Origin of the sequence: Providencia sp. 2023EL-00965 (assembly GCF_033550225.1) — a bacterium.
In the GTDB taxonomy this organism is placed as follows: domain Bacteria; phylum Pseudomonadota; class Gammaproteobacteria; order Enterobacterales; family Enterobacteriaceae; genus Providencia; species Providencia manganoxydans.
The window spans coordinates 176976-195903 of record NZ_JAWUEH010000001.1 but is presented as its reverse complement, the minus strand read 5'-3'; the positions used below and the strand labels follow the sequence as shown (position 1 = coordinate 195903).

Below are 18928 nucleotides of genomic sequence, written 5' to 3'. Positions count from 1 at the left end.
GAAAATGACAATTATTATCAACAAAAATTAATAGCCACAATAAATTAAGTGTTGTCTTTAAATTAATTTGTGATATCTTTCGAACCACGTCATTGGGGAGTAGCCTGTTCTGGAAATATATCCAGAATGTCCGTGTCAACATACTCGTTTGTAATTTAAACGTGGTACGGACGCCATCTTGGTTGGCAAGACCATAGACACATGAATAAGCCTTTTGGTTGGGGGTAATTCATGTGTATATGGATCTACCCAACCGAGGTTTATATTATGAGTTTCTACGCTACCCTAGTTTTAGCTCTCGCGCTTTCTATGGATGCATTTGCTGTCGCTATCTGCAAAGGTGCTGTCCTACACAAACCCCGTTTTAAAGAAATCCTCCGTACCGGTTTTATCTTTGGTTTTATCGAAGCATTAACTCCAATTATTGGTTGGGCCATTGGTATTTTAGCAAGCCAATACGTCATCCGTTGGGATCACTGGATTGCTTTCGCGCTACTGTTTGTTCTGGGTGCTCGTATGATTTGGCAAGGCATCAAAGCTAAAAAAGAAGATGAGTGCTGTGCCCCAGCATCACGTAATAGTTCAATGAGCCTAGTACTTTCAGCTATCGCCACCAGCCTTGATGCAATGGCAATCGGCCTTGGTTTGGCCTTTTTACAAGTTGATATCGTCCACACTGCGATGACGATTGGTTTAATGACCATGATCATGGCTACTATTGGTATGATGATCGGCCGTTATGTTGGCCCCCTACTTGGTAAAAAAGCGGAAATTATTGGTGGTGTGGTATTAATTGGTATTGGCTTCAATATTTTATTCGAACATCTCGAATTGTTTATTTATAGCGCCTAGATAATTTCTGATGGCTCCTGTATATATTGCAGGAGCCTATTTAAATATTATTTTTCCATTAATTTATAAACACGGATCATAAAGTCAGCAGTATAATTTTGGGTGTTAGACTGCTTTAATACTTGTTTAACCTCTTCACTCGCTCGCCATGCAAAAGGGGTCATTTGTAGTAATTCAAATGCTTCATGACCTGTTAATGACATTGAGTAATTTAAGTTTGTTTCATCTAATAATTTAAATTGAGGCAATGGCTCTTCTTTAATCGGATGCAACTTAACTTCGCTGTAAATTAATTGTTTTAGCTCTTGTAGATGCTTAGGTGCTGGCGTGACAGTTACTAAGATCCCATTGTTTTGTAAAACTCTAGCCAACTCTTCTGCTTTACATGGCGCATAGATACGTACAATTGCGCCAATGCTTTGTTCAGCAAAAGGTAATCGATGACTAGAGGCCACGCAGAAGTTAACTAATGGATAACGTTTTGCCGCATAACGAATAGCCACTTTTGAAACATCTAGACCATAAACAATGGGTGAAAAATCAGACGTTGTCAGCTGCCGCATAAAATAATCGGTGTAATAACCTTCCCCACAACCGATATCTAATAAAGTATTATTTTGTTTAGAAATATATTGCTTCAGCTTATCTGCAACCAATCGACGCATTAGATCATAGTGGCCTGCGTTTAAAAATTGCCGACGCGATTGCATCATTTCTGCACTATCACCCGGATCTTTCGAACGTTTATGCTGAACTGGCAGTAAATTAACATAGCCTTCTTTCGCACAATCAAATTGATGGTTATTAGTGCATTTCCAACTTTGGTTGTGTTGTATTAAGGGATGAAAGCATAGAGGACATTGGTAGTTCATAAGTGATATATCTTAATAAATAACATTGAGTATACCATAGAGATGCAGTGCCACGGGCAATATATTTCCCCATGGCACTGATAGGTGTGACAAACTTTAGCTCAGGTGAGCGCTATGCTTTAGATGGCTCAGCTGATACTTTCTTTTCAAGCGTAGTATGTGCTTTTATTTTACTTGCTGAATGTACTTTACCACTTTTTTGGGTTTTCACTGTTGAAGCCGACTGCTCATTTTTTACTGTGCTTGCAGCTAATGCTGAACTAGAAATAGCTAATGACAATACAGTTACGATTGCTAAAAACTTTTTCATCTTAAGTGCCTTCAGGTTTATTTAAGCAAGGATGTTCTTGCAACACTAATAAATCACACTGGATGAATACTTCACAATAGGACAAGTTTAAAGTTGTATAGATTTTTTATAGGTTATTTGTGATGAGGTATTTATTCACTTTGTTGATAATCCATTTACCTTTGTAATAGGTGATATTAAATAAGCTCCCCTTTCATTTTCTTTTATTGACCATTTGTTATATTAGCGCGTTCATTTTTGTGACTAAAACACAATAATTTACTCAGCTATTTTTGCCATTCAAATAAAAAGCCTACCATTTATTACACTTGTGTGGCAGGCTTCATCTGATTGATTAATAAATTATTTTAATTTATTGTTAATTGCATTAAACATCAACGAGGCCTCAAGTGGCTGACCATCTTCCGCTGGATGTGCAACAGGCCATGTTGACCACTGAACAATCACTAATTGTTCTTTTGGATTTACCACGATAATTTGCCCAAAGATCCCTAATGCCCATAATGTATTATCACTATCCAGACCTTGCTTAGGCTCTACATTGTGCATTTTTTGCGGAACACGATTATTCCACCATTCAAAACCGTATATTCCCTCTGGATAACTTGGGTTAACTGAGTCTTTTGCTTGTACCCAGTTTTTGGATTCGGTAAGCCAATTGGACGGTAGCATTTGTTTGCCATCCGCTAACACACCATTTTCTGCAAAAAACAGTCCAAACTTCCCCCAGTCTTCAAGGGTTGCATTAAAACCATGAGCCCCTGTGTTATGTTTCCCCAGTTCATAGCTTTGCCACACACCATCACTTGTCATGCCATATGGCTGCCAAATTTTATTCTGCAAATATTGAGCAAGCGAGACTCCCGTTGCTTTTTCTAAAGTATCGCCCAGCAACCATGCTCCACCTGAGTTATATCGCCATACCTCTCCTAGTTTAGCATAAGATTGACGCTTTGGATCGATTACTAATTTTTGCACACATGCATAGATCTGAGGGTTAGCTTCACATTCAGTCATCTTAGCAAAATCTGAATTCGGATTTTCATAGTCTTCTCCCCATTCAACACCTGATGTATGCTGCAATAATTGTTTTATTGTTACATTTTCCCATACAGTACCTTGAACACTAGGATTATATTTGACAATAGCATCATCTAATGAAGAAATTTTGCCTTCTTGTAATGCAATTCCAACCAGTGTCGAAACGATAGATTTTCCTACTGAACGAGAAGTCCAAAGTGTTTCCGCTGTATTTTCTTTTCCATAATATTCAAATGCGACCTTTCCTTTTTTAATCACCATTAATGCAACAACATTGTTGCGTTTAATATAGTCTTCTAATCGGTATGTCATACCTTTTATTTGATAAGTTACATCTTCTAAATTTTCAATTTCCCTAACCAATGATTTGGGATTATTAGCATGAAAAACATCACCTGGATAAGAGCGATAGTCATTGCGAAAACCTAATAAACGCTCTTGCTGATCCCAAGTCAGCATATTTCTGACATCAGGGTATGAGCTATCGATAGGCTGCGGGCATTTAGTCAACTCAGGTACATTGCATTCATTGTTAATTTGATTGGCATAACCCGTTATTGAGGTAAAAATGAGTGTCGAAAGCAAACATAAATTTGTTGTATATTTTTTCATGGATTGACCTTTTGTGATGATAACAACCTGCTATTTTTATTATTCAATAACCATATTAGCGTCAGTTTTGAATATCACTATCGACCAAAAAGATGAGTCATTCACTCACTCAACTATTTTTACTATCAAAAGATCTGTTTTATTGTCTATGCCTTAAGATATACATTGTTTTTAACACTAGAAGCTGAGCGTCTTTGGTTTATTCGCAATCAAGCTATTCGTAAAGGTTGCCAATAAAGCTTTGACACAAATGTGACGCAGCATCGCTCACAGAACATATACCTGAAAGCTATCGCTACCGGTTTCTTAAAGCTAAAAGAAAAGAGCATAGATGCTATTTTTACATTGCCTGAATATATGGAGTACGGTGCTGCTGGTTTAATTATAGTTGGAATTAAAAAAGAGGCTCTACGCCGAAATATTAAAACAATTAACGTTAGAATCAGCAGCTATTGCCGAAACTTTTTATCAAAAATACGGTGTTATATCACAAGGATCAGGCAACTATTATTCAGCATTAGTAGCTGCTTATTTACCTTCAAATAATATGGCTATATCCCTATAATTAAAATTAATTAGGCTTTGTGTTTTAGCAATGACATTAATACATATTAGTTAGTTATAAACTATAACTAACCATTTGAATTGTATATTTGTTTTCTTTCTGATTTGATATTAATCACCTCCAATTAAAAAGAGTTAAAATAATGAAAGTAAGGCTTGCTGTCATATCAGAAGCAGAAAGACTTTGGTTTATAAGAAATCAAGCAATCCGTGTTGGTTGCCACGAAAGTTATGCTCAAGAGATTATTAAAGCGTGGACACCAGATAAAATGCCGGATTTTTACCGTGAGAATATAATTGAACATCCTTTTTTTGTTACGGTAGATGACGATGACATCCCAATTGCTACTGGTTCATTTGATACCAAAAGAAATACTTTTGATACTATTTTCACTTTACCTGAATATTTTAAATCTGGTTCTGGTAGCTTGATCGTAAATGCACTCAAACAAGAAGCTAAAAGGCGTAATGTTAAACAATTAATGCTAAAATCTGCACTTAATGCTGAAACATTTTACCATCGACATGGTTTCGTCTCGATAGGGCCTGTTAACCATTATTCAGTTCTTGTTGGTAAAGATATTCCTTGTATAGGTATGGTATTATCACTATAACTTGAGCATAAAAACCGTTCAGTCTCTCGTATACTGAACGGCAACATTTAATTAAAAATGATCAAACTCAGGGATTGGTTTACGACCATGTGACGCTAAAAAGTCCAATACACGACGAGGCGAAACATTTAAAATTTGCTCTTCAGGAAAATCAATCGACTTTAACATTTCAATCACTTTATCAAAATTACCTAAGTAACCTGCGTAATGAGAGTCAGAGCCAAGAGAAACCCAGCCCCCTGCTTTTTTAACTGCTTTCGCAATTGCTAAACAATTCGCCTCACTTCCAACTCTAGAGTGCAAAAATGACGAATTATTCATTTCCAATGCGACATTACTTTCTTTTGCAGCTTGGGCTACCGCTTCGATATCAATTGGATATTTTGGATTTCCCGGATGAGTGATAATTTGCACTTTACCGCTACGGATAGTCGCAATCATGGCTTCTGTGTTATCAGCTAGACTTTGTGGTGCTAACACTGGCTCATGAAATCCAGCTAAAATAATATCTAACTGACGATCCATTTTATCATTGCAATCAATTTCTCCTTGTTTGTTCTTAATATTGGCTTCAATGCCATACAGCAACCCCACTCCATTAACCATACGCGGTAAGACTGGCATATTTGCAAAATGCCACTGATGAGGAGCATCTTCCATATCAGGGCCATGATCCGTAATCGCAAATAGCTTCATCCCTTTATTAGCCGCTTCCAAAAAATAGTCACTAAACGTACTGTAGGCATGGGTGCTGGCAATAGTATGTGCATGCAAATCAACTAAATACATAGAATAACCCTTATAATTATATTGATAATCTTCGTGCTCTAAAACGATGTTGTGATTATTCAAACTAACATAATAACTATAGTGATTCGATGGTTATCTGAGCTTACTTTTTCATTTGCCATTAAAATAGGATATAAAAATAAAGTCCATATTTGGTTACATTAAGTGCTTTTTTAATAAACAAAGTCCCTTTTTAGTGACATAATGACTAGATATTTGACATTCAATCTATAAGGTTCCAAAATAGTTACATTAAGTTCGATTTTTGCTTTTAAAGTTATCATTGAGGAGCTTTAAATGAACACTAAACTCAGCGCAATTGCAATTGCAGAAGAACTTGGAGAACGGCTAAAACAAGCTAGATTAAATCAAAACCTCACTCAGTCAGAAGTTGCCGAGTTTGCTGGAATAGCACGTAAAACAGTCATCAATGCTGAAAAAGGCAAAGCCCAACTTGATATTTTTGTCGCCATCATGCAAGCCTTGAGTTTAACTGAACAGCTTGATTTATTTCTTCCTAAGCAACCAATATCGCCTCTACAACTGGCTAAATTACAAGGGAAAAAGCGCCAACGCGCATCAAAACAGCATAGAGAAAATGAAGAGGAGGCAATTGAATGGTAATGGAAGTCATTAATGTTAACTATCAAAACCACATAATCGGTGCAATCAGCTTTGATTCTGATAAAGGATTTGGCGCTTTTGAATATGAACCAAACTTTATTAAACAAGGCATTGAGCTTTCACCACTAAAAATGCCTTTATCTAACCAAATATTTCATTTCCCTGAATTAGAGTATAATACTTTTAAAGGGCTGCCTGGGTTGATTGCCGATTCACTTCCTGATGATTTTGGTAATGCAGTATTAAACGCTTGGGTCGCAAACAGAGGATTATCACCACAAGACATTACCCCATTACAAAGACTGCAATACACAGGTAAACGTGGAATGGGCGCTCTTGAATATTCACCTGCCACTAAAATGCGGCGTCTAAATGCATCACAGCAAGTTGAAATCCAATCTTTAGTCGCCATAGCTCAAGAAATTTTAGATTTACGAGAACATTTTTCCGTAGAACTTGATCGTGATGGCCAAGGGTCACGTGAAGCAATGCTATCACTGCTTTCGGTCGGTATGAGTGCTGGAGGCGCTCGCCCTAAAGCCGTATTAGCATTTAACGATGATTTGACTCAAGTGAGGTCGGGACAAGCCAGTGTTCCTGAAGGCTTTACTCATTACCTAATGAAATTTGATGGCGTAAGTGAGCACAACAAAAACCAAGAAACATTTGGTGATCCAATGGGCTATGGCGCAATGGAGTTTGTCTACCATTTAATGGCAATAAATTGCGATATTAATATGATGCCTTGCCGATTATTACATGAAGGGCCTAGACGCCATTTTATTACTCAACGTTTTGATCGTATCGGTAATAAAAAAATTCATATTCAAACATTAAATGGACTCGCCCACGTCGATTATAAAAAACCGGGCTCATACTCTTATGCAGAATTGTTCGGTATCGCCCGCCAATTAAAATTATCAGCGCAAGATGCATTACAAATTTTACGCCGAATGGCATTTAATATCATTGCAAGAAATCACGATGACCACGCGAAAAACTTTGCTTTTATGCTACAAGGAGATAAATGGTCTTTAGCTCCTGCTTACGATCTGGCATATAGCTATAAACCCGGCAGTAAATGGGTCAATAGCCATTGGATGAGCCTAAACGGTAAACGTGATAATTTTACTCGGGAAGATTTCTATAGTCTTGAAAAACTCAGCCCACTCTTTACTAAAAAGAAAATTAATCAAGTTATCGATGAAACAGTAGAAAGTGTTTCAAAATGGCCAGAGCTAGCCAAAGAATGGGATGTCCCTAAAACACTAGTTGAAGAGATTAAGGGGAATTTGAGGTTACATATCTAAATAAAATTAAAACTTAATCACCATTTATATAAATATATTAACTTTGTAATTAGCTAATAAAATAAGCCTTATGAAAAATATCATATTGAGCTATAAAAACGAGGAAAGTTTGTCACAGACCTCTATTCTTCTCAAATGATTGATACTTTTGAGCAACTGCTATATCCGTGTACTCACCATCTACGGAATTTTCTATACTTTGCCCATCTAAACCACGAATATCAATTATAGACTCCCCCCAAAGATTTCGATCTCTAGTACTATCTATAAACTGAAATAAATAGTTATCCAAAAAACCTCTTGATGGAGATTCAATTTCAGCGCTTAAAGCTCTTAAATAATCCGTTTTATTAGTTCTATGCCAATCAATCGAGAAACCTGCTCGATGACAGAGCTCATTGTGAACAATTAACATAGTACGCCCATTTCCATCAAGAAATGGATGCCCATAAGCAAAAAAGCCCATAACCTCACCAGGACGCTGACGCATAAACTCTGCATTCTGTCCGATACGCAAGCCCTGCTCAATAGCTAACCGTGCGTGATTGGGATGACAAAACATCGTACCAGCTTTAGATACCGCACAATTAGGCGCGGTAATTGCACGATCTTGACCTGCCCACGGATAGAATGCTTCGAATAATATCCGATGAACGCCCAAGAAATCTTCATAGTGTAAGACTTCTTTTCCCGCTAAGTAAGATAATGCTTCATCTAAAGCAGCACGAAACATTGTGTGTTCAAGTTGACGAACAATTTTAGGGTCTTTTTCACCATAATGGTTACGTAAATAACCGACTTGCTCAAAATCATTAAACGGGTCAAACACTTTGTTTTTGCTCTCGCAGGTAATTGACTGACAACATCGCAACTTCTTGCTTGGTGATTTTACCCGCTCGTTTTAGAGCTACAAGAAGATCTTCTACGGTATCATGTACCACTTCATCACCCGCTAGGCGAGTTACAGCATCAGCCCACTGATCCATCGCATTGAAGCAATAGGATACGTTGTAATAGCGAGCAAGCTCTACTACATAACGAGCAACTCCTTTAGTAGGAGGTGTCTTTGCCAATTTGAATACTGTATTTTTAATAGCAGACTTACAGCTATAGCTACGAAAACAAATAGTCTTCCCATTGATGATAAGCTTGCGCTTAACTCTAGGTGCATCGACTACAACAATAATTTCACCTTGTGTGGCATTTACTTTCTCGAAGCACAAGTCTTTTTGGCGAAGCTGGAAGCCTAATTTGTTGGCTGCTTCACGAATGATAACATCAAGACTACCTTGCGCTTTTACATCATTCCCCATCCTTTTGGCTTTAGCGTAAATTCCTTGAGAAAGGCGAAGAAGTTCACCATTATTCACTAACACATTTAATGCGTGAGTAACTTGGGTCTTGCTTCCCAATGGAGCCAGATCAGAACGAGTCAGTACAACCCCACGACGGTGTTGAATCGACTGACGCATACGAGTTTCGAGCTTCATATAAACATCTCCCCAGTAAACTACTATTAAATTGTAACAAGAAAACGTATTTTTTTCAATTTTCTTATTTATTTACAGTCAATTACATAACATTCAAACACTTACTACCGACATCTATTGTTATACATTATTGCAATCATCGAACAGATATAATCAACTGTTTTAGTTGCTAATTTGTATAATTTTCCCCCAAAAAGGCTAGCATAACATAACGTGAATGGCGTTCTACTAGGGCGGCAATATAAGAATTTTTGGAATTTTGAATTAGCTCCTTCCGACCAGCATCCAAAAAAAAGCCCATTTTTACATGGGCTTAACTTGTTATTTTGCCAGTCACTGCTAGCTAATTCTTATTGCGGGATTATTCCCACTCAATTGTCGCTGGTGGTTTACCGCTAATATCATACACCACCCTTGAAATGCCATTGACCTCATTGATAATGCGGTTTGAAACACGGCCGAGGAAGTCATACGGTAAATGCGCCCAATGAGCGGTCATAAAGTCGATAGTTTCTACTGCACGTAAAGAAACCACCCAATCATATTTACGGCCATCACCCATCACGCCAACGGAACGAACAGGAAGGAATACCGTGAATGCTTGGCTAACTTTATGGTAAAGATCTGCTTTATGCAGTTCTTCAATAAAAATTGCATCCGCACGGCGTAGGAGATCGCAGTACTCTTTCTTCACTTCGCCAAGAACACGAACACCAAGGCCCGGACCTGGGAATGGATGGCGATATAACATGTCGTATGGCAGGCCAAGTTCAAGACCAATTTTACGCACTTCGTCTTTGAACAGCTCTTTCAATGGTTCAACAAGACCCAGTTTCATGTCTTCTGGTAAGCCGCCTACGTTATGGTGAGATTTAATAACGTGTGCTTTACCTGTGGCTGATGCGGCAGATTCAATGATGTCTGGGTAAATTGTACCTTGTGCCAGCCACTTAACTTGAGTTTGTTTTGATGCTTCCTCATCGAATACATCAATAAACACGTGACCAATCGCCTTACGTTTTGCTTCGGGATCATTAATACCCGCTAATGCATTCAAAAAGCGATCTTCTGCTTTAACGTGGATAATGTTCAGGTCGAATTTGCCAGCAAACATTTCCATTACTTGGTCGGCTTCGTTTAAACGTAGTAAGCCGTTATCAACAAATACACAGGTTAAACGTTTACCAATTGCACGGTTTAATAGTAATGCAGTCACTGAGGAATCTACACCACCTGACAGTGCCAATATAACGTGATCATCACCGATTTGTTCTTTTAGACGAGCTACAGTGTCATCGATAATGGCAGCTGGCGTCCATAGCGCTTCACAATGGCAAATTTCTTGTACAAAGCGTTTTAGAATATTCAGGCCTTGATAAGTATGAGTTACTTCAGGATGGAATTGCACACCATAGAATTTTTTCTCTTCATTTGCCATGATAGCGAACGGGCAGCTTGGCGTACTGGCAATAGTTTTAAAGTCAGCTGGAATTGCTGTCACTTTATCACCATGGCTCATCCAAACATCCAGTACTGGAGTACCATTTTCGCTTAGAGAGTCTTGAATGTCACGGAACAGATCACATGGCTCAGTCACTTCAACTTTGGCATAACCAAATTCGCGCTCGCCAGAAACTTCAACTGCACCACCTAGCTGCATTGACATGGTTTGCATGCCATAGCAGATACCTAAAACGGGTACACCTGCTTTAAAGACATATTCAGGTGCACGTGGGCTATCATTTTCAGTCGTGCTTTCTGGGCCACCTGAAAGAATAATACCATTTGGATTGAATTCACGAATTTGCTCTTCTGAAACGTCCCACGCCCAGAGTTCACAATAAACGCCAATTTCACGAATACGGCGGGCAATCAGCTGTGAGTACTGTGAGCCGAAATCAAGAATAAGAATGCGATGCTTATGGATATTTGTTGTCATTTGAGGAGAATTCCAAAAATTCAAGTCAAAAATAGAAAATCGGTGGCACTGTAATTAAGGACAGCGCCACCCTGAAATATGTGCTGTTATTGCCCCAGACGGTAATTTGGGGATTCTTTAGTAATGGTTACATCGTGTACGTGGCTTTCTTGGATACCCGCACCACTGATGCGAACAAACTCGGCTTTAGTACGCAGGGCATCAATAGTAGCGCAACCCGTCAGTCCCATACAGGAACGCAAACCACCCATTTGTTGGTGAATAATATCTTTTAAGCGACCTTTATAAGCCACACGACCTTCAATTCCTTCAGGAACGAGTTTGTCCGCCGCGTTATCCGTTTGGAAGTAACGATCTGAAGAACCTTTCGACATTGCCCCTAATGACCCCATACCACGGTATGCTTTATAAGTACGGCCTTGGAACAAAATAGTTTCGCCCGGAGATTCTTCGGTACCTGCAAACATTGAACCGACCATCACACAAGCAGCACCCGCCGCGATCGCTTTCGAAATATCACCAGAGAAACGGATACCACCATCAGCAATAACAGGGATACCAGTGCCTTCTAATGCTTCTACAGCATCGGCAATAGCGGTAATTTGCGGTACACCCACACCTGTTACGATACGTGTTGTACAAATAGAGCCAGGACCGATACCCACTTTAACTGCGCTAACCCCTGCTTCAGCCAACGCTTTCGCGCCTTCAGCTGTTGCAACGTTACCACCGATAATTTGTAAGTCAGGGTATTTTTGACGTGTTTCACGAATGCGCTGTAGCACGCCTTCTGAGTGACCATGTGATGAGTCGATCAATAAGACATCAACGCCTGCGGCAACAAGTGCATCAACACGCTCTTCATTACCAGCACCAGCACCAACAGCCGCACCAACACGCAAACGACCTTGTTCGTCTTTACATGCATTAGGTTTACGTTCTGCTTTTTGGAAGTCTTTAACTGTGATCATTCCTAGAAGGTGGAAGTTATCATCGATAACTAAGGCTTTTTCAACACGTTTTTCATGCATTTTTTGCAGAACGACTTCACGTGCTTCACCTTCTTTCACGGTGACTAAACGCTCTTTAGGCGTCATCACTGCGGTAACAGGTTGGTCTAAATCGGTAACAAAGCGAACATCACGGCCAGTGATAATCCCAACTAAAGAGTTATCAGCAGCAACGACAGGATAGCCAGCAAAGCCATTGCGCTCTGCCATTTCTTGAACTTCACGAATGGTAGTGTCTGGCGTCACAGTAACAGGATCAGTCACCACACCACTTTCGTGTTTTTTCACACGACGAACTTCTTCAGCTTGGCGCTCAATAGGCATATTTTTGTGAATAAAACCAAGACCGCCCTCTTGAGCTAATGCAATAGCAAGATCAGATTCGGTCACAGTATCCATCGCAGCGGAGAGCATAGGAATATTCAGGCGGATAGTTGCAGTCAGTTGAGTAGACAGATCGGCCGTGTTTGGTAATACGGTTGAGTGTGCAGGAACGAGCAATACGTCGTCGAAAGTTAGAGCTTCTTTTTTAATGCGTAACATAGGCAATATCTCACCAGGCAGCGTTATGGAAAGGTATAAAATATTGCCGCGGCATTATACACACCGAAACCGATTGCCTCCAGCCTTTTTTTGAAAAAAAACTTGATAACTGCTCTGACTAGGTTAGTATCAATCAATTAAGTCATTGTTTTAGAGTTTGATCTAGCTCACATGTCAATACAAGAAAATAGTGGAATTTATTCTGTCAGCAAACTTAATCAAGCGGTTCGTGAACTTCTAGACCGCCAAATGGGTCGAGTTTGGTTAACAGCCGAAATCTCAAACTTTTCACAACCTAGCTCAGGTCATTGGTATCTCACCTTAAAAGATGACAAAGCTCAGGTTCGTGCGGCTATGTTCCGCGGGCAAAATACACGTGTTACTTTTCGTCCACAAAATGGTCAGCAAGTATTAGTACGCGCCACTGTCACCCTGTATGAACCACGTGGTGACTATCAAATCATCATTGAAAGTATGCAACCTGCTGGTGAAGGATTATTACAACAACGGTTTGAGTTGTTGAAACAATCCCTCGGCGCTGAAGGGTTATTTGATGCCAGACACAAGCAAACCTTGCCCTCACCAGCAAAACGTATCGGGGTGATCACTTCAGCAACCGGCGCAGCATTACATGATATTTTGCATATTCTGCGCCGCCGTGACCCTTCATTACCCGTGGTTATTTATCCTACCGCGGTACAAGGAGAACAAGCGCCTGCTCAAATCGCTAGAGCCATTGCAATCGCTAACTTGCGTAGTGAATGTGATGTGCTGATTGTTGGCCGCGGTGGGGGATCATTAGAGGATTTATGGGCATTCAATGAGGAAATTGTTGCCAGAGCCATCTTTGCCAGCCAAATCCCGATTGTCAGTGCTGTTGGTCATGAGACCGATGTCACCATTGCCGATTTTGTTGCTGATGTGCGTGCACCAACACCTTCCGCCGCTGCTGAATTAGTCAGTCGTAATCAACTGGAATTGATCCGCCAGTTGCAATCATCACAGCAACACCTAGAAATGGCGATGGATTATTATCTTGCTGGTCAACAGCAACGTTTTAGTCGTTTACAACACCGCTTACAGCAGCAGCATCCCCAATTACGTTTGGCAAGGCAACAACATCAACTCAGTCTACTGAGCCAAAAACTTAATCAAGCTATGACTAGGCGAATGCAAAATGCTCAAATGCGTTATGAACAGCTACAGCGCCGCTTGTCACAACAGGATTTACGCCCACAATTACAAAGGCAGCAACGTTCATTACAGCAAACACAATATTATTTGCAAAATAGGGTTTCTGAGCTATTAAATAGCTATAAACAACGTTTTGCGGTTGCGTGTTCAAAAATGGAAACGGTGAGTCCGTTAGCCACTTTAGCGCGTGGGTTTAGCATTAGTGAAACGACCGATGGCACCGTATTGAAAAAAACTTCGCAAGTTAAATTAGGACAAAAACTAAAAACACGACTCAATGATGGTTGGGTTGAAAGTGAAGTGACTGAGGTAACAAAGTTAAAAACCAAACGCGCCCCACGCTCTGTCAGTAAATAAAGTTCAAAATAAGGGATGCCCAAATTGGCATCCCTCAAACTGCCGTCAAACATATCATGTTTGGTAGCAGTCACTTGAAAAGTGTCTTGTATCTATTTAAAAGCGTACTATTCCTCCCACCATATAAGAGCGGCCTCTAGCCGTAGCATTACTTTTGCTACGTTCTTCCATTATTGCCGTTGAATTAGCACGATTTAACGCATCTGAGTACGCTTTATTAGTCACATTATTAATATTGAACATTAAAGTCACATTTTTATTGATTTCATAATCAGCATACAAATCAATAATTGTTGGTTGTTTTTCATATTTATCTTTCAGTGCATCACCATTATTATCAACTAAGGATTCAACACCGATACGCTTTGCGGGCCCTGTAATGGTAATTGTGGAGCCTAATGTTAATTTTTCATCGAGTAGCCGCACACCGCTATCCAATGTTAGATAGTAATCAGGCAATTCACTGAAGTCACCCGCACTAAAATCAGCAACACTGGCTATCGAATTAGGTTGGTCGCCCGTTTCTTTGGTATAAGATAATGTTGAATAAAATACACCTGTATCATAATTTGCCTGTAATTCATAGCCACTTAAATTAACATTTCTTGGATCATTCATGTAAATATAACTTTTCTGCATAAAATCTGGGAATTCCTTATCCCAAACATCATCATTCATTAAACACCATTCAAATTCAGCTTCGGTTCTCGGACGGCAGAGCAAATAAGGTTTACTGGTAATATAATCTTTTACTTTAGTGTGGAACCAAAGCGCTTTTAAATTAAATTGGTCGCCTTGAACGATAAGATCAGGCCTAATACTGTTAAATCCTATTTGCCATGTTTGTGCTTTTTCGCCCTTTAAGAACGGGTTCATCGAGTTACCGCCATTTTGCGAATAAAATACCTCCTGCGAATTAGGTGCTCGCATAGAGTGCGCATAACTCACAAAAGGTTGAAACTCAGGGATTATTTCAGCAGAAAGTAAAATACCTGGGTTAAAGCCGCCTTCTCGTAAATTAATGGAAGCATCCCCTTGAGGAAAGCATTTCACATCATAATCACAAGCAGGTTTAAAACCTTTTAATTGGTAGTGTGTGTAGTTCAAATCAAACGTTGCCGTGTAAATATCATATCTAGCATTAAACTGCGTATACATACTGGCAAGATCTAATGTGCCACTTGGCGAAAATGGATTATAAATTAATGTGTCTGCATCAACGGCACTAGAGACTTCTCTTTGATATTTATTTTTTATAAGTTTTGAGCCAATTTTCCATTCATAGTCCATTTCTCCATATGAAAATCGGCTGGTATTACTTAAGTTTATGCCGTCAGCAATATTTTTCGACTCCCCTTGTCTTAATGCCCAACCGAGTGAGTCACCTTCAAATTTTTGATTACTCTTACCATGATTAACAATAATCTCAGTATCAATAAGTTCATTCAGTGGTGTGTATTTATATTTAATATAATAATCTTCACTGTCTATTTTACGGCGAGTTAATTTATTTTGATAAAAACGCCCACTGAACTCTAATTCATGACTATCATTAGGTTTATATTTTAGTTTAGTTAATTGTGACTGAGGTTTTTGTTTAAATGTATTATCTGTTGCAAAGTCATCACTATCATAGCCAGCACCATTTTTATAATTTGCAGGAATATTATGACCACTCATCGCAATTAAACCACCGAAATAGCCTTTATCCTCATTAATGGCTGTTTTACCCGCCACTGCTACCATTCCGTTATAACCTAGCCCATTATCCCCCCAACGAGCTTTACTTCTTAATCCATATGAACTTCCTGCAAAAATAACATCTTCAATCCCTATTGTGCGAAAATTAGCACTCCCAGCAAGGGCATTGACGCTATTTCCACCATTTAATTGCCCCTTTTCAACTTCAACTTCGACAATAAAATTAGGATCAATCAGGGCACCAAAATCATTATTAGGCTGTTGCCCATGAGTATAGTTACTCGGCGATATGCCATAATAGGTCTGTGTAATACCGTCTACCATCATATTCACACGACCAAAACCACTTAAACCGCGAATATTGACGTTTACCGTACCTTGGCTAGCATCCATTTGAGTGTAAGTGCCGGGCATGGTACGAATAATTTTATCCAATCCCTCCAGTTTATTTTCCGTTCCCACTGCACTAAAGGCGCCGGGTTTTTCTAATGCCTTAACCAAAGGCGTTTGTTTGTGTGCAGCAGAGACGTTTAATTTACTAAATTGTATTGTGTCATCACTATTTTTTTGCTGTGAAGTGTCAGCCAAAGCAAGACCATGAAGCCCAGTCATTAAAAAGCTGGCTCCTAATAATTTTAATTTACGATCCATTTAACCATTCCTGTAAACGCAATAATAAAAATATACGCTCACATGCTTCAAATAAGATATATATTGTCAAAACAATTTAAAGCGTAGCTAGCGACAAATAGATAAGTCGCTAAAATCCTCTATAAATAGGTGACTAGTATAAATAGGAGTAATCACCAAACTTTATATGGAAGGCGCTACAATTTAAAGTATGACAAGTACAACTCAAATTATTTGTATAGCGATTAGGTCATGATATATAAACCATGACCTAATCTCTGCTTTTATTAGTATATTAACTCTTTACTTTTTTAATTGTGGGAAATAGTGTTTTTTATCTTCCAACATTAAAATAAAACTATAATCAAGGGCAATATCATCCAAGGCATTATAACGACCTGATTTTCCCCCATGCCCTGCATTCATATTCGTTTCTAGCAATAGTAGTGAATCACCTTGTTTATTATCGCGTAATTTTGCTACCCACTTAGCAGGTTCCCAATACTGCACTTGAGAATCATGCAAACCTGTCGTTACTAACATGTGAGGATAGCGCTGATTTTTAACATTATCGTATGGGCTATACGCCTTAATACGCCAGTAATCCTCTGCATTTTCTGGATTACCCCATTCATCATACTCACCCGTGGTTAGCGGTATTGATGGGTCTAGCATCGTTGTCACCACATCGACAAAGGGCACTGATGCCACGACCCCTTCATAAAGCTCAGGTGCGATATTAACCACGGTTCCCATTAATAGGCCACCAGCACTGCCCCCCATGGCGTAAACATGCCCTGATTGACCATAACCTTGGTTAATTAAAGCTTTCGTGACATCAACAAAATCAGTAAATGAGTTCATTTTATTGACAGTTTTGCCCTGCAAATACCATTTCTTGCCCAGTTCACCGCCACCACGGATATGTGCGATTGCATAGACAAAACCTCTATCTAGCAATGATAAACGCGAAGAACTAAACGAAGGATCAATACTATACCCATACGCCCCATATCCATAGACTAACAGTGGGTTTTTACCTTGTTTAAAGAGATCCTTACGATAAACCAAGGAAACAGGCACTTTGGTGCCATCTTGAGCCGTGATCCACAATCGTTCGCTCTGATATTGAGACTTATCAAAATCTTTTACTTCTTGCTGCTTCAATAACTGCTTTTCTTGCGTCTGCATATCTATTTCATACACAGAAGACGGCGTTGTCATTGATGAATAGCCATAGCGTAATTTATTCGTATCAGGATCGGGGTTATTATCAATCCACGCCATATAAGCAGGATCATCAAAGCTAACATAATTCTCTTCTTTGTTTTCCCAGTTAATTTGGCGAATATTGACTAAACCATTTTGCCGCTCTTCTAATACTAACCATTGGTTAAATAACTCAAAGCCTTCTAAATCAACATTATCGCGAGGGGCAATCAAGGTTTCCCATTTATCGCCAGTGGCATCGCTAACATACAGCCCAAATAGAGGGTTTTGATGATTTGAACGTATATAAAATTTCCCTCGGAAATGATCAGGGTAGTATTCCACGCCTGTTTTACGCGCTTGAAATACTTTCGCGTCTTCATTAGGTTTGTTTGCATCAAGCAAGCGATACTCTGACGTTTCTGTGCTTGTGATACCAATCAAAATATAATCTTTGGAAGTTGATTTCGAGATACTGACATAATAAGTATCATCACCTTCTTCATACACTTTAGTATCTTGCTTTTGCGGGGTACCAACCTGATGACGAAAAACTTGGTATGGCAATAATGTTTGTAAATCTTTATTGACGTAAAACAGCGTATTACTGTCATTCGCCCAAACTATATTCCCGGATGTGTTGGTTAACTCATGATTTTTCCATTCTTGATTATCTAACGAACGGAAAGAGACCTCATAGTTATTACGCCCTTCTTTATCTTCTGCAATAGCGACCATTTTATTATCAGGTGAAACCGTCAGTGCACCTAAGCGATAGTATTCGACACCTTCTGCACGTTGATTACCATCTACCAATAGTTGCCATTCCTCTTCACTATTTACAGGGCGACGTTCATAAATGGGATAGTTTTTACCCGCTTCAAAACGGCTGCGATAAGTGTAACCATTATAATTATAAGGTACTGATTCATCGTCTTGTTTCATCCGAGACAATAATTCATCGTAAATCTGTTTTTTAAGTGGCTCACCCAATGACAGTTGTTGTTTGCTATATGCATTTTCTTTTTCAAGATAATCGATAATTTCTGGCGATTTTCTTTGGTCATCTCTTAACCAATAATAGTTATCAACACGGGTATCGCCATGTGTTGTCATTGTATATGGTTGTTTTTTTGCCTTTGGTGCTGACATTTGTTCCTCCGCAAGGCTACTACCTATATGTAGTCCGATAAATGTTATCAGACAAAATTTAGTGATCTGCATAGTCGCTGGCAATACCTTTAATCGAAAAATCATTCTGTTACCT

16 protein-coding genes and 1 riboswitch are annotated in these 18928 nt (G+C 39.2%); of the genes, 6 read left to right on the top strand and 10 right to left on the bottom strand.

Annotation, left to right across the window (positions count from 1 at the left end):
• Nucleotides 1–82 precede the first annotated feature (82 nt).
• Nucleotides 83–226: riboswitch (yybP-ykoY riboswitch) on the top strand.
• 41 nt (nucleotides 227–267) lie between these two features.
• Nucleotides 268–852 (top strand): manganese efflux pump MntP, encoded by a 585-nt coding sequence (mntP, locus tag SC428_RS00890; protein WP_139158673.1) that lies wholly within the window; start codon nucleotides 268–270, stop codon nucleotides 850–852.
• Between the two features lie 47 nt (nucleotides 853–899).
• Here mntP and rlmA read toward each other — a convergent pair whose 3' ends face one another.
• The 3 genes from rlmA to SC428_RS00875 all read right to left on the bottom strand — a co-directional run bounded on the left by rlmA (nucleotide 900) and on the right by SC428_RS00875 (nucleotide 3687).
• Nucleotides 900–1724 (bottom strand): 23S rRNA (guanine(745)-N(1))-methyltransferase, encoded by an 825-nt coding sequence (rlmA, locus tag SC428_RS00885; RefSeq protein ID WP_318705547.1) that lies wholly within the window; start codon nucleotides 1722–1724, stop codon nucleotides 900–902.
• A 112-nt stretch (nucleotides 1725–1836) separates the two neighbouring features.
• Nucleotides 1837–2034: a hypothetical protein gene (locus SC428_RS00880; RefSeq protein WP_081335949.1), complete on the bottom strand. Its 198-nt coding sequence runs from the start codon at nucleotides 2032–2034 to the stop codon at nucleotides 1837–1839.
• A 342-nt stretch (nucleotides 2035–2376) separates the two neighbouring features.
• Nucleotides 2377–3687, bottom strand: coding sequence for a serine hydrolase (locus tag SC428_RS00875; protein ID WP_318705544.1), 1311 nt, complete (start codon nucleotides 3685–3687; stop codon nucleotides 2377–2379).
• Nucleotides 3688–4075: 388 nt separating this feature from the next.
• Here SC428_RS00875 and SC428_RS00870 point away from each other — a divergent pair, with 388 nt between their 5' ends.
• Entirely contained in the window at nucleotides 4076–4252 is a 177-nt protein-coding gene (locus SC428_RS00870; protein WP_233445742.1) for a hypothetical protein, read from the top strand.
• Nucleotides 4253–4394: 142 nt separating this feature from the next.
• Nucleotides 4395–4865 (top strand): GNAT family N-acetyltransferase, encoded by a 471-nt coding sequence (locus SC428_RS00865; protein ID WP_070928288.1) that lies wholly within the window; start codon nucleotides 4395–4397, stop codon nucleotides 4863–4865.
• 51 nt (nucleotides 4866–4916) lie between these two features.
• Here the strand turns inward: SC428_RS00865 and SC428_RS00860 are convergent, their stop codons facing one another.
• Nucleotides 4917–5654 (bottom strand): phosphatase, encoded by a 738-nt coding sequence (locus SC428_RS00860; protein WP_070928290.1) that lies wholly within the window; start codon nucleotides 5652–5654, stop codon nucleotides 4917–4919.
• Between the two features lie 297 nt (nucleotides 5655–5951).
• Between SC428_RS00860 and SC428_RS00855 the strand changes: the two genes are divergently transcribed.
• Nucleotides 5952–6278, top strand: coding sequence for a helix-turn-helix transcriptional regulator (locus tag SC428_RS00855; protein WP_070928292.1), 327 nt, complete (start codon nucleotides 5952–5954; stop codon nucleotides 6276–6278).
• Nucleotides 6272–7588, top strand: coding sequence for a type II toxin-antitoxin system HipA family toxin (locus tag SC428_RS00850; protein WP_140187273.1), 1317 nt, complete (start codon nucleotides 6272–6274; stop codon nucleotides 7586–7588). The genes SC428_RS00855 and SC428_RS00850 overlap by 7 nt, the downstream gene beginning before the upstream one ends.
• Before the next feature lie 112 nt (nucleotides 7589–7700).
• On the opposite strand, the gene SC428_RS00845 is transcribed toward SC428_RS00850, so the two are convergent.
• The 4 genes from SC428_RS00845 to guaB form a co-directional block, all read right to left on the bottom strand.
• A complete protein-coding gene (locus SC428_RS00845) occupies nucleotides 7701–8417 on the bottom strand; it encodes a Fic/DOC family protein (protein WP_318705537.1) in 717 nt (238 codons plus the stop codon).
• Nucleotides 8410–9078 carry a hypothetical protein gene (locus SC428_RS00840; protein ID WP_140179454.1) on the bottom strand — a complete coding sequence of 223 codons (669 nt, stop codon included), beginning with the start codon at nucleotides 9076–9078 and terminating at the stop codon, nucleotides 8410–8412. The genes SC428_RS00845 and SC428_RS00840 overlap by 8 nt, the downstream gene beginning before the upstream one ends.
• A 361-nt stretch (nucleotides 9079–9439) precedes the next feature.
• Nucleotides 9440–11017 (bottom strand): glutamine-hydrolyzing GMP synthase, encoded by a 1578-nt coding sequence (guaA, locus tag SC428_RS00835; protein WP_070928302.1) that lies wholly within the window; start codon nucleotides 11015–11017, stop codon nucleotides 9440–9442.
• Between the two features lie 86 nt (nucleotides 11018–11103).
• Nucleotides 11104–12570, bottom strand: a complete 1467-nt coding sequence (gene guaB, locus SC428_RS00830) for an IMP dehydrogenase (protein ID WP_070928303.1) — start codon at nucleotides 12568–12570, stop codon at nucleotides 11104–11106.
• 171 nt (nucleotides 12571–12741) lie between these two features.
• On the opposite strand from guaB, the gene xseA reads away from it, so the two are divergent.
• Nucleotides 12742–14121 carry an exodeoxyribonuclease VII large subunit gene (gene xseA / locus SC428_RS00825; RefSeq protein ID WP_070928305.1) on the top strand — a complete coding sequence of 460 codons (1380 nt, stop codon included), beginning with the start codon at nucleotides 12742–12744 and terminating at the stop codon, nucleotides 14119–14121.
• A 96-nt stretch (nucleotides 14122–14217) separates the two neighbouring features.
• On the opposite strand, the gene SC428_RS00820 is transcribed toward xseA, so the two are convergent.
• Nucleotides 14218–16473, bottom strand: coding sequence for a TonB-dependent receptor domain-containing protein (locus SC428_RS00820; protein WP_318705532.1), 2256 nt, complete (start codon nucleotides 16471–16473; stop codon nucleotides 14218–14220).
• 282 nt (nucleotides 16474–16755) lie between these two features.
• Nucleotides 16756–18918, bottom strand: coding sequence for a S9 family peptidase (locus SC428_RS00815; protein WP_272580072.1), 2163 nt, complete (start codon nucleotides 18916–18918; stop codon nucleotides 16756–16758).
• Between the last annotated feature and the right edge of the window lie 10 nt (nucleotides 18919–18928).

Bases quoted from the DNA above. Each gene is read 5' to 3' on its own strand.
- mntP (WP_139158673.1), top strand. From the start codon at position 268: ATGAGTTTCTACGCTACCCTAGTTTTAGCTCTCGCGCTTTCTATGGAT.
- rlmA (WP_318705547.1), bottom strand. From the start codon at position 1,724: ATGAACTACCAATGTCCTCTATGCTTTCATCCCTTAATACAACACAAC.
- SC428_RS00880 (WP_081335949.1), bottom strand. From the start codon at position 2,034: ATGAAAAAGTTTTTAGCAATCGTAACTGTATTGTCATTAGCTATTTCT.
- SC428_RS00875 (WP_318705544.1), bottom strand. From the start codon at position 3,687: ATGAAAAAATATACAACAAATTTATGTTTGCTTTCGACACTCATTTTT.
- SC428_RS00865 (WP_070928288.1), top strand. From the start codon at position 4,395: ATGAAAGTAAGGCTTGCTGTCATATCAGAAGCAGAAAGACTTTGGTTT.
- SC428_RS00860 (WP_070928290.1), bottom strand. From the start codon at position 5,654: ATGTATTTAGTTGATTTGCATGCACATACTATTGCCAGCACCCATGCC.
- SC428_RS00855 (WP_070928292.1), top strand. From the start codon at position 5,952: ATGAACACTAAACTCAGCGCAATTGCAATTGCAGAAGAACTTGGAGAA.
- SC428_RS00850 (WP_140187273.1), top strand. From the start codon at position 6,272: ATGGTAATGGAAGTCATTAATGTTAACTATCAAAACCACATAATCGGT.
- SC428_RS00840 (WP_140179454.1), bottom strand. From the start codon at position 9,078: ATGAAGCTCGAAACTCGTATGCGTCAGTCGATTCAACACCGTCGTGGG.
- guaA (WP_070928302.1), bottom strand. From the start codon at position 11,017: ATGACAACAAATATCCATAAGCATCGCATTCTTATTCTTGATTTCGGC.
- guaB (WP_070928303.1), bottom strand. From the start codon at position 12,570: ATGTTACGCATTAAAAAAGAAGCTCTAACTTTCGACGACGTATTGCTC.
- xseA (WP_070928305.1), top strand. From the start codon at position 12,742: ATGTCAATACAAGAAAATAGTGGAATTTATTCTGTCAGCAAACTTAAT.
- SC428_RS00820 (WP_318705532.1), bottom strand. From the start codon at position 16,473: ATGGATCGTAAATTAAAATTATTAGGAGCCAGCTTTTTAATGACTGGG.
- SC428_RS00815 (WP_272580072.1), bottom strand. From the start codon at position 18,918: ATGATTTTTCGATTAAAGGTATTGCCAGCGACTATGCAGATCACTAAA.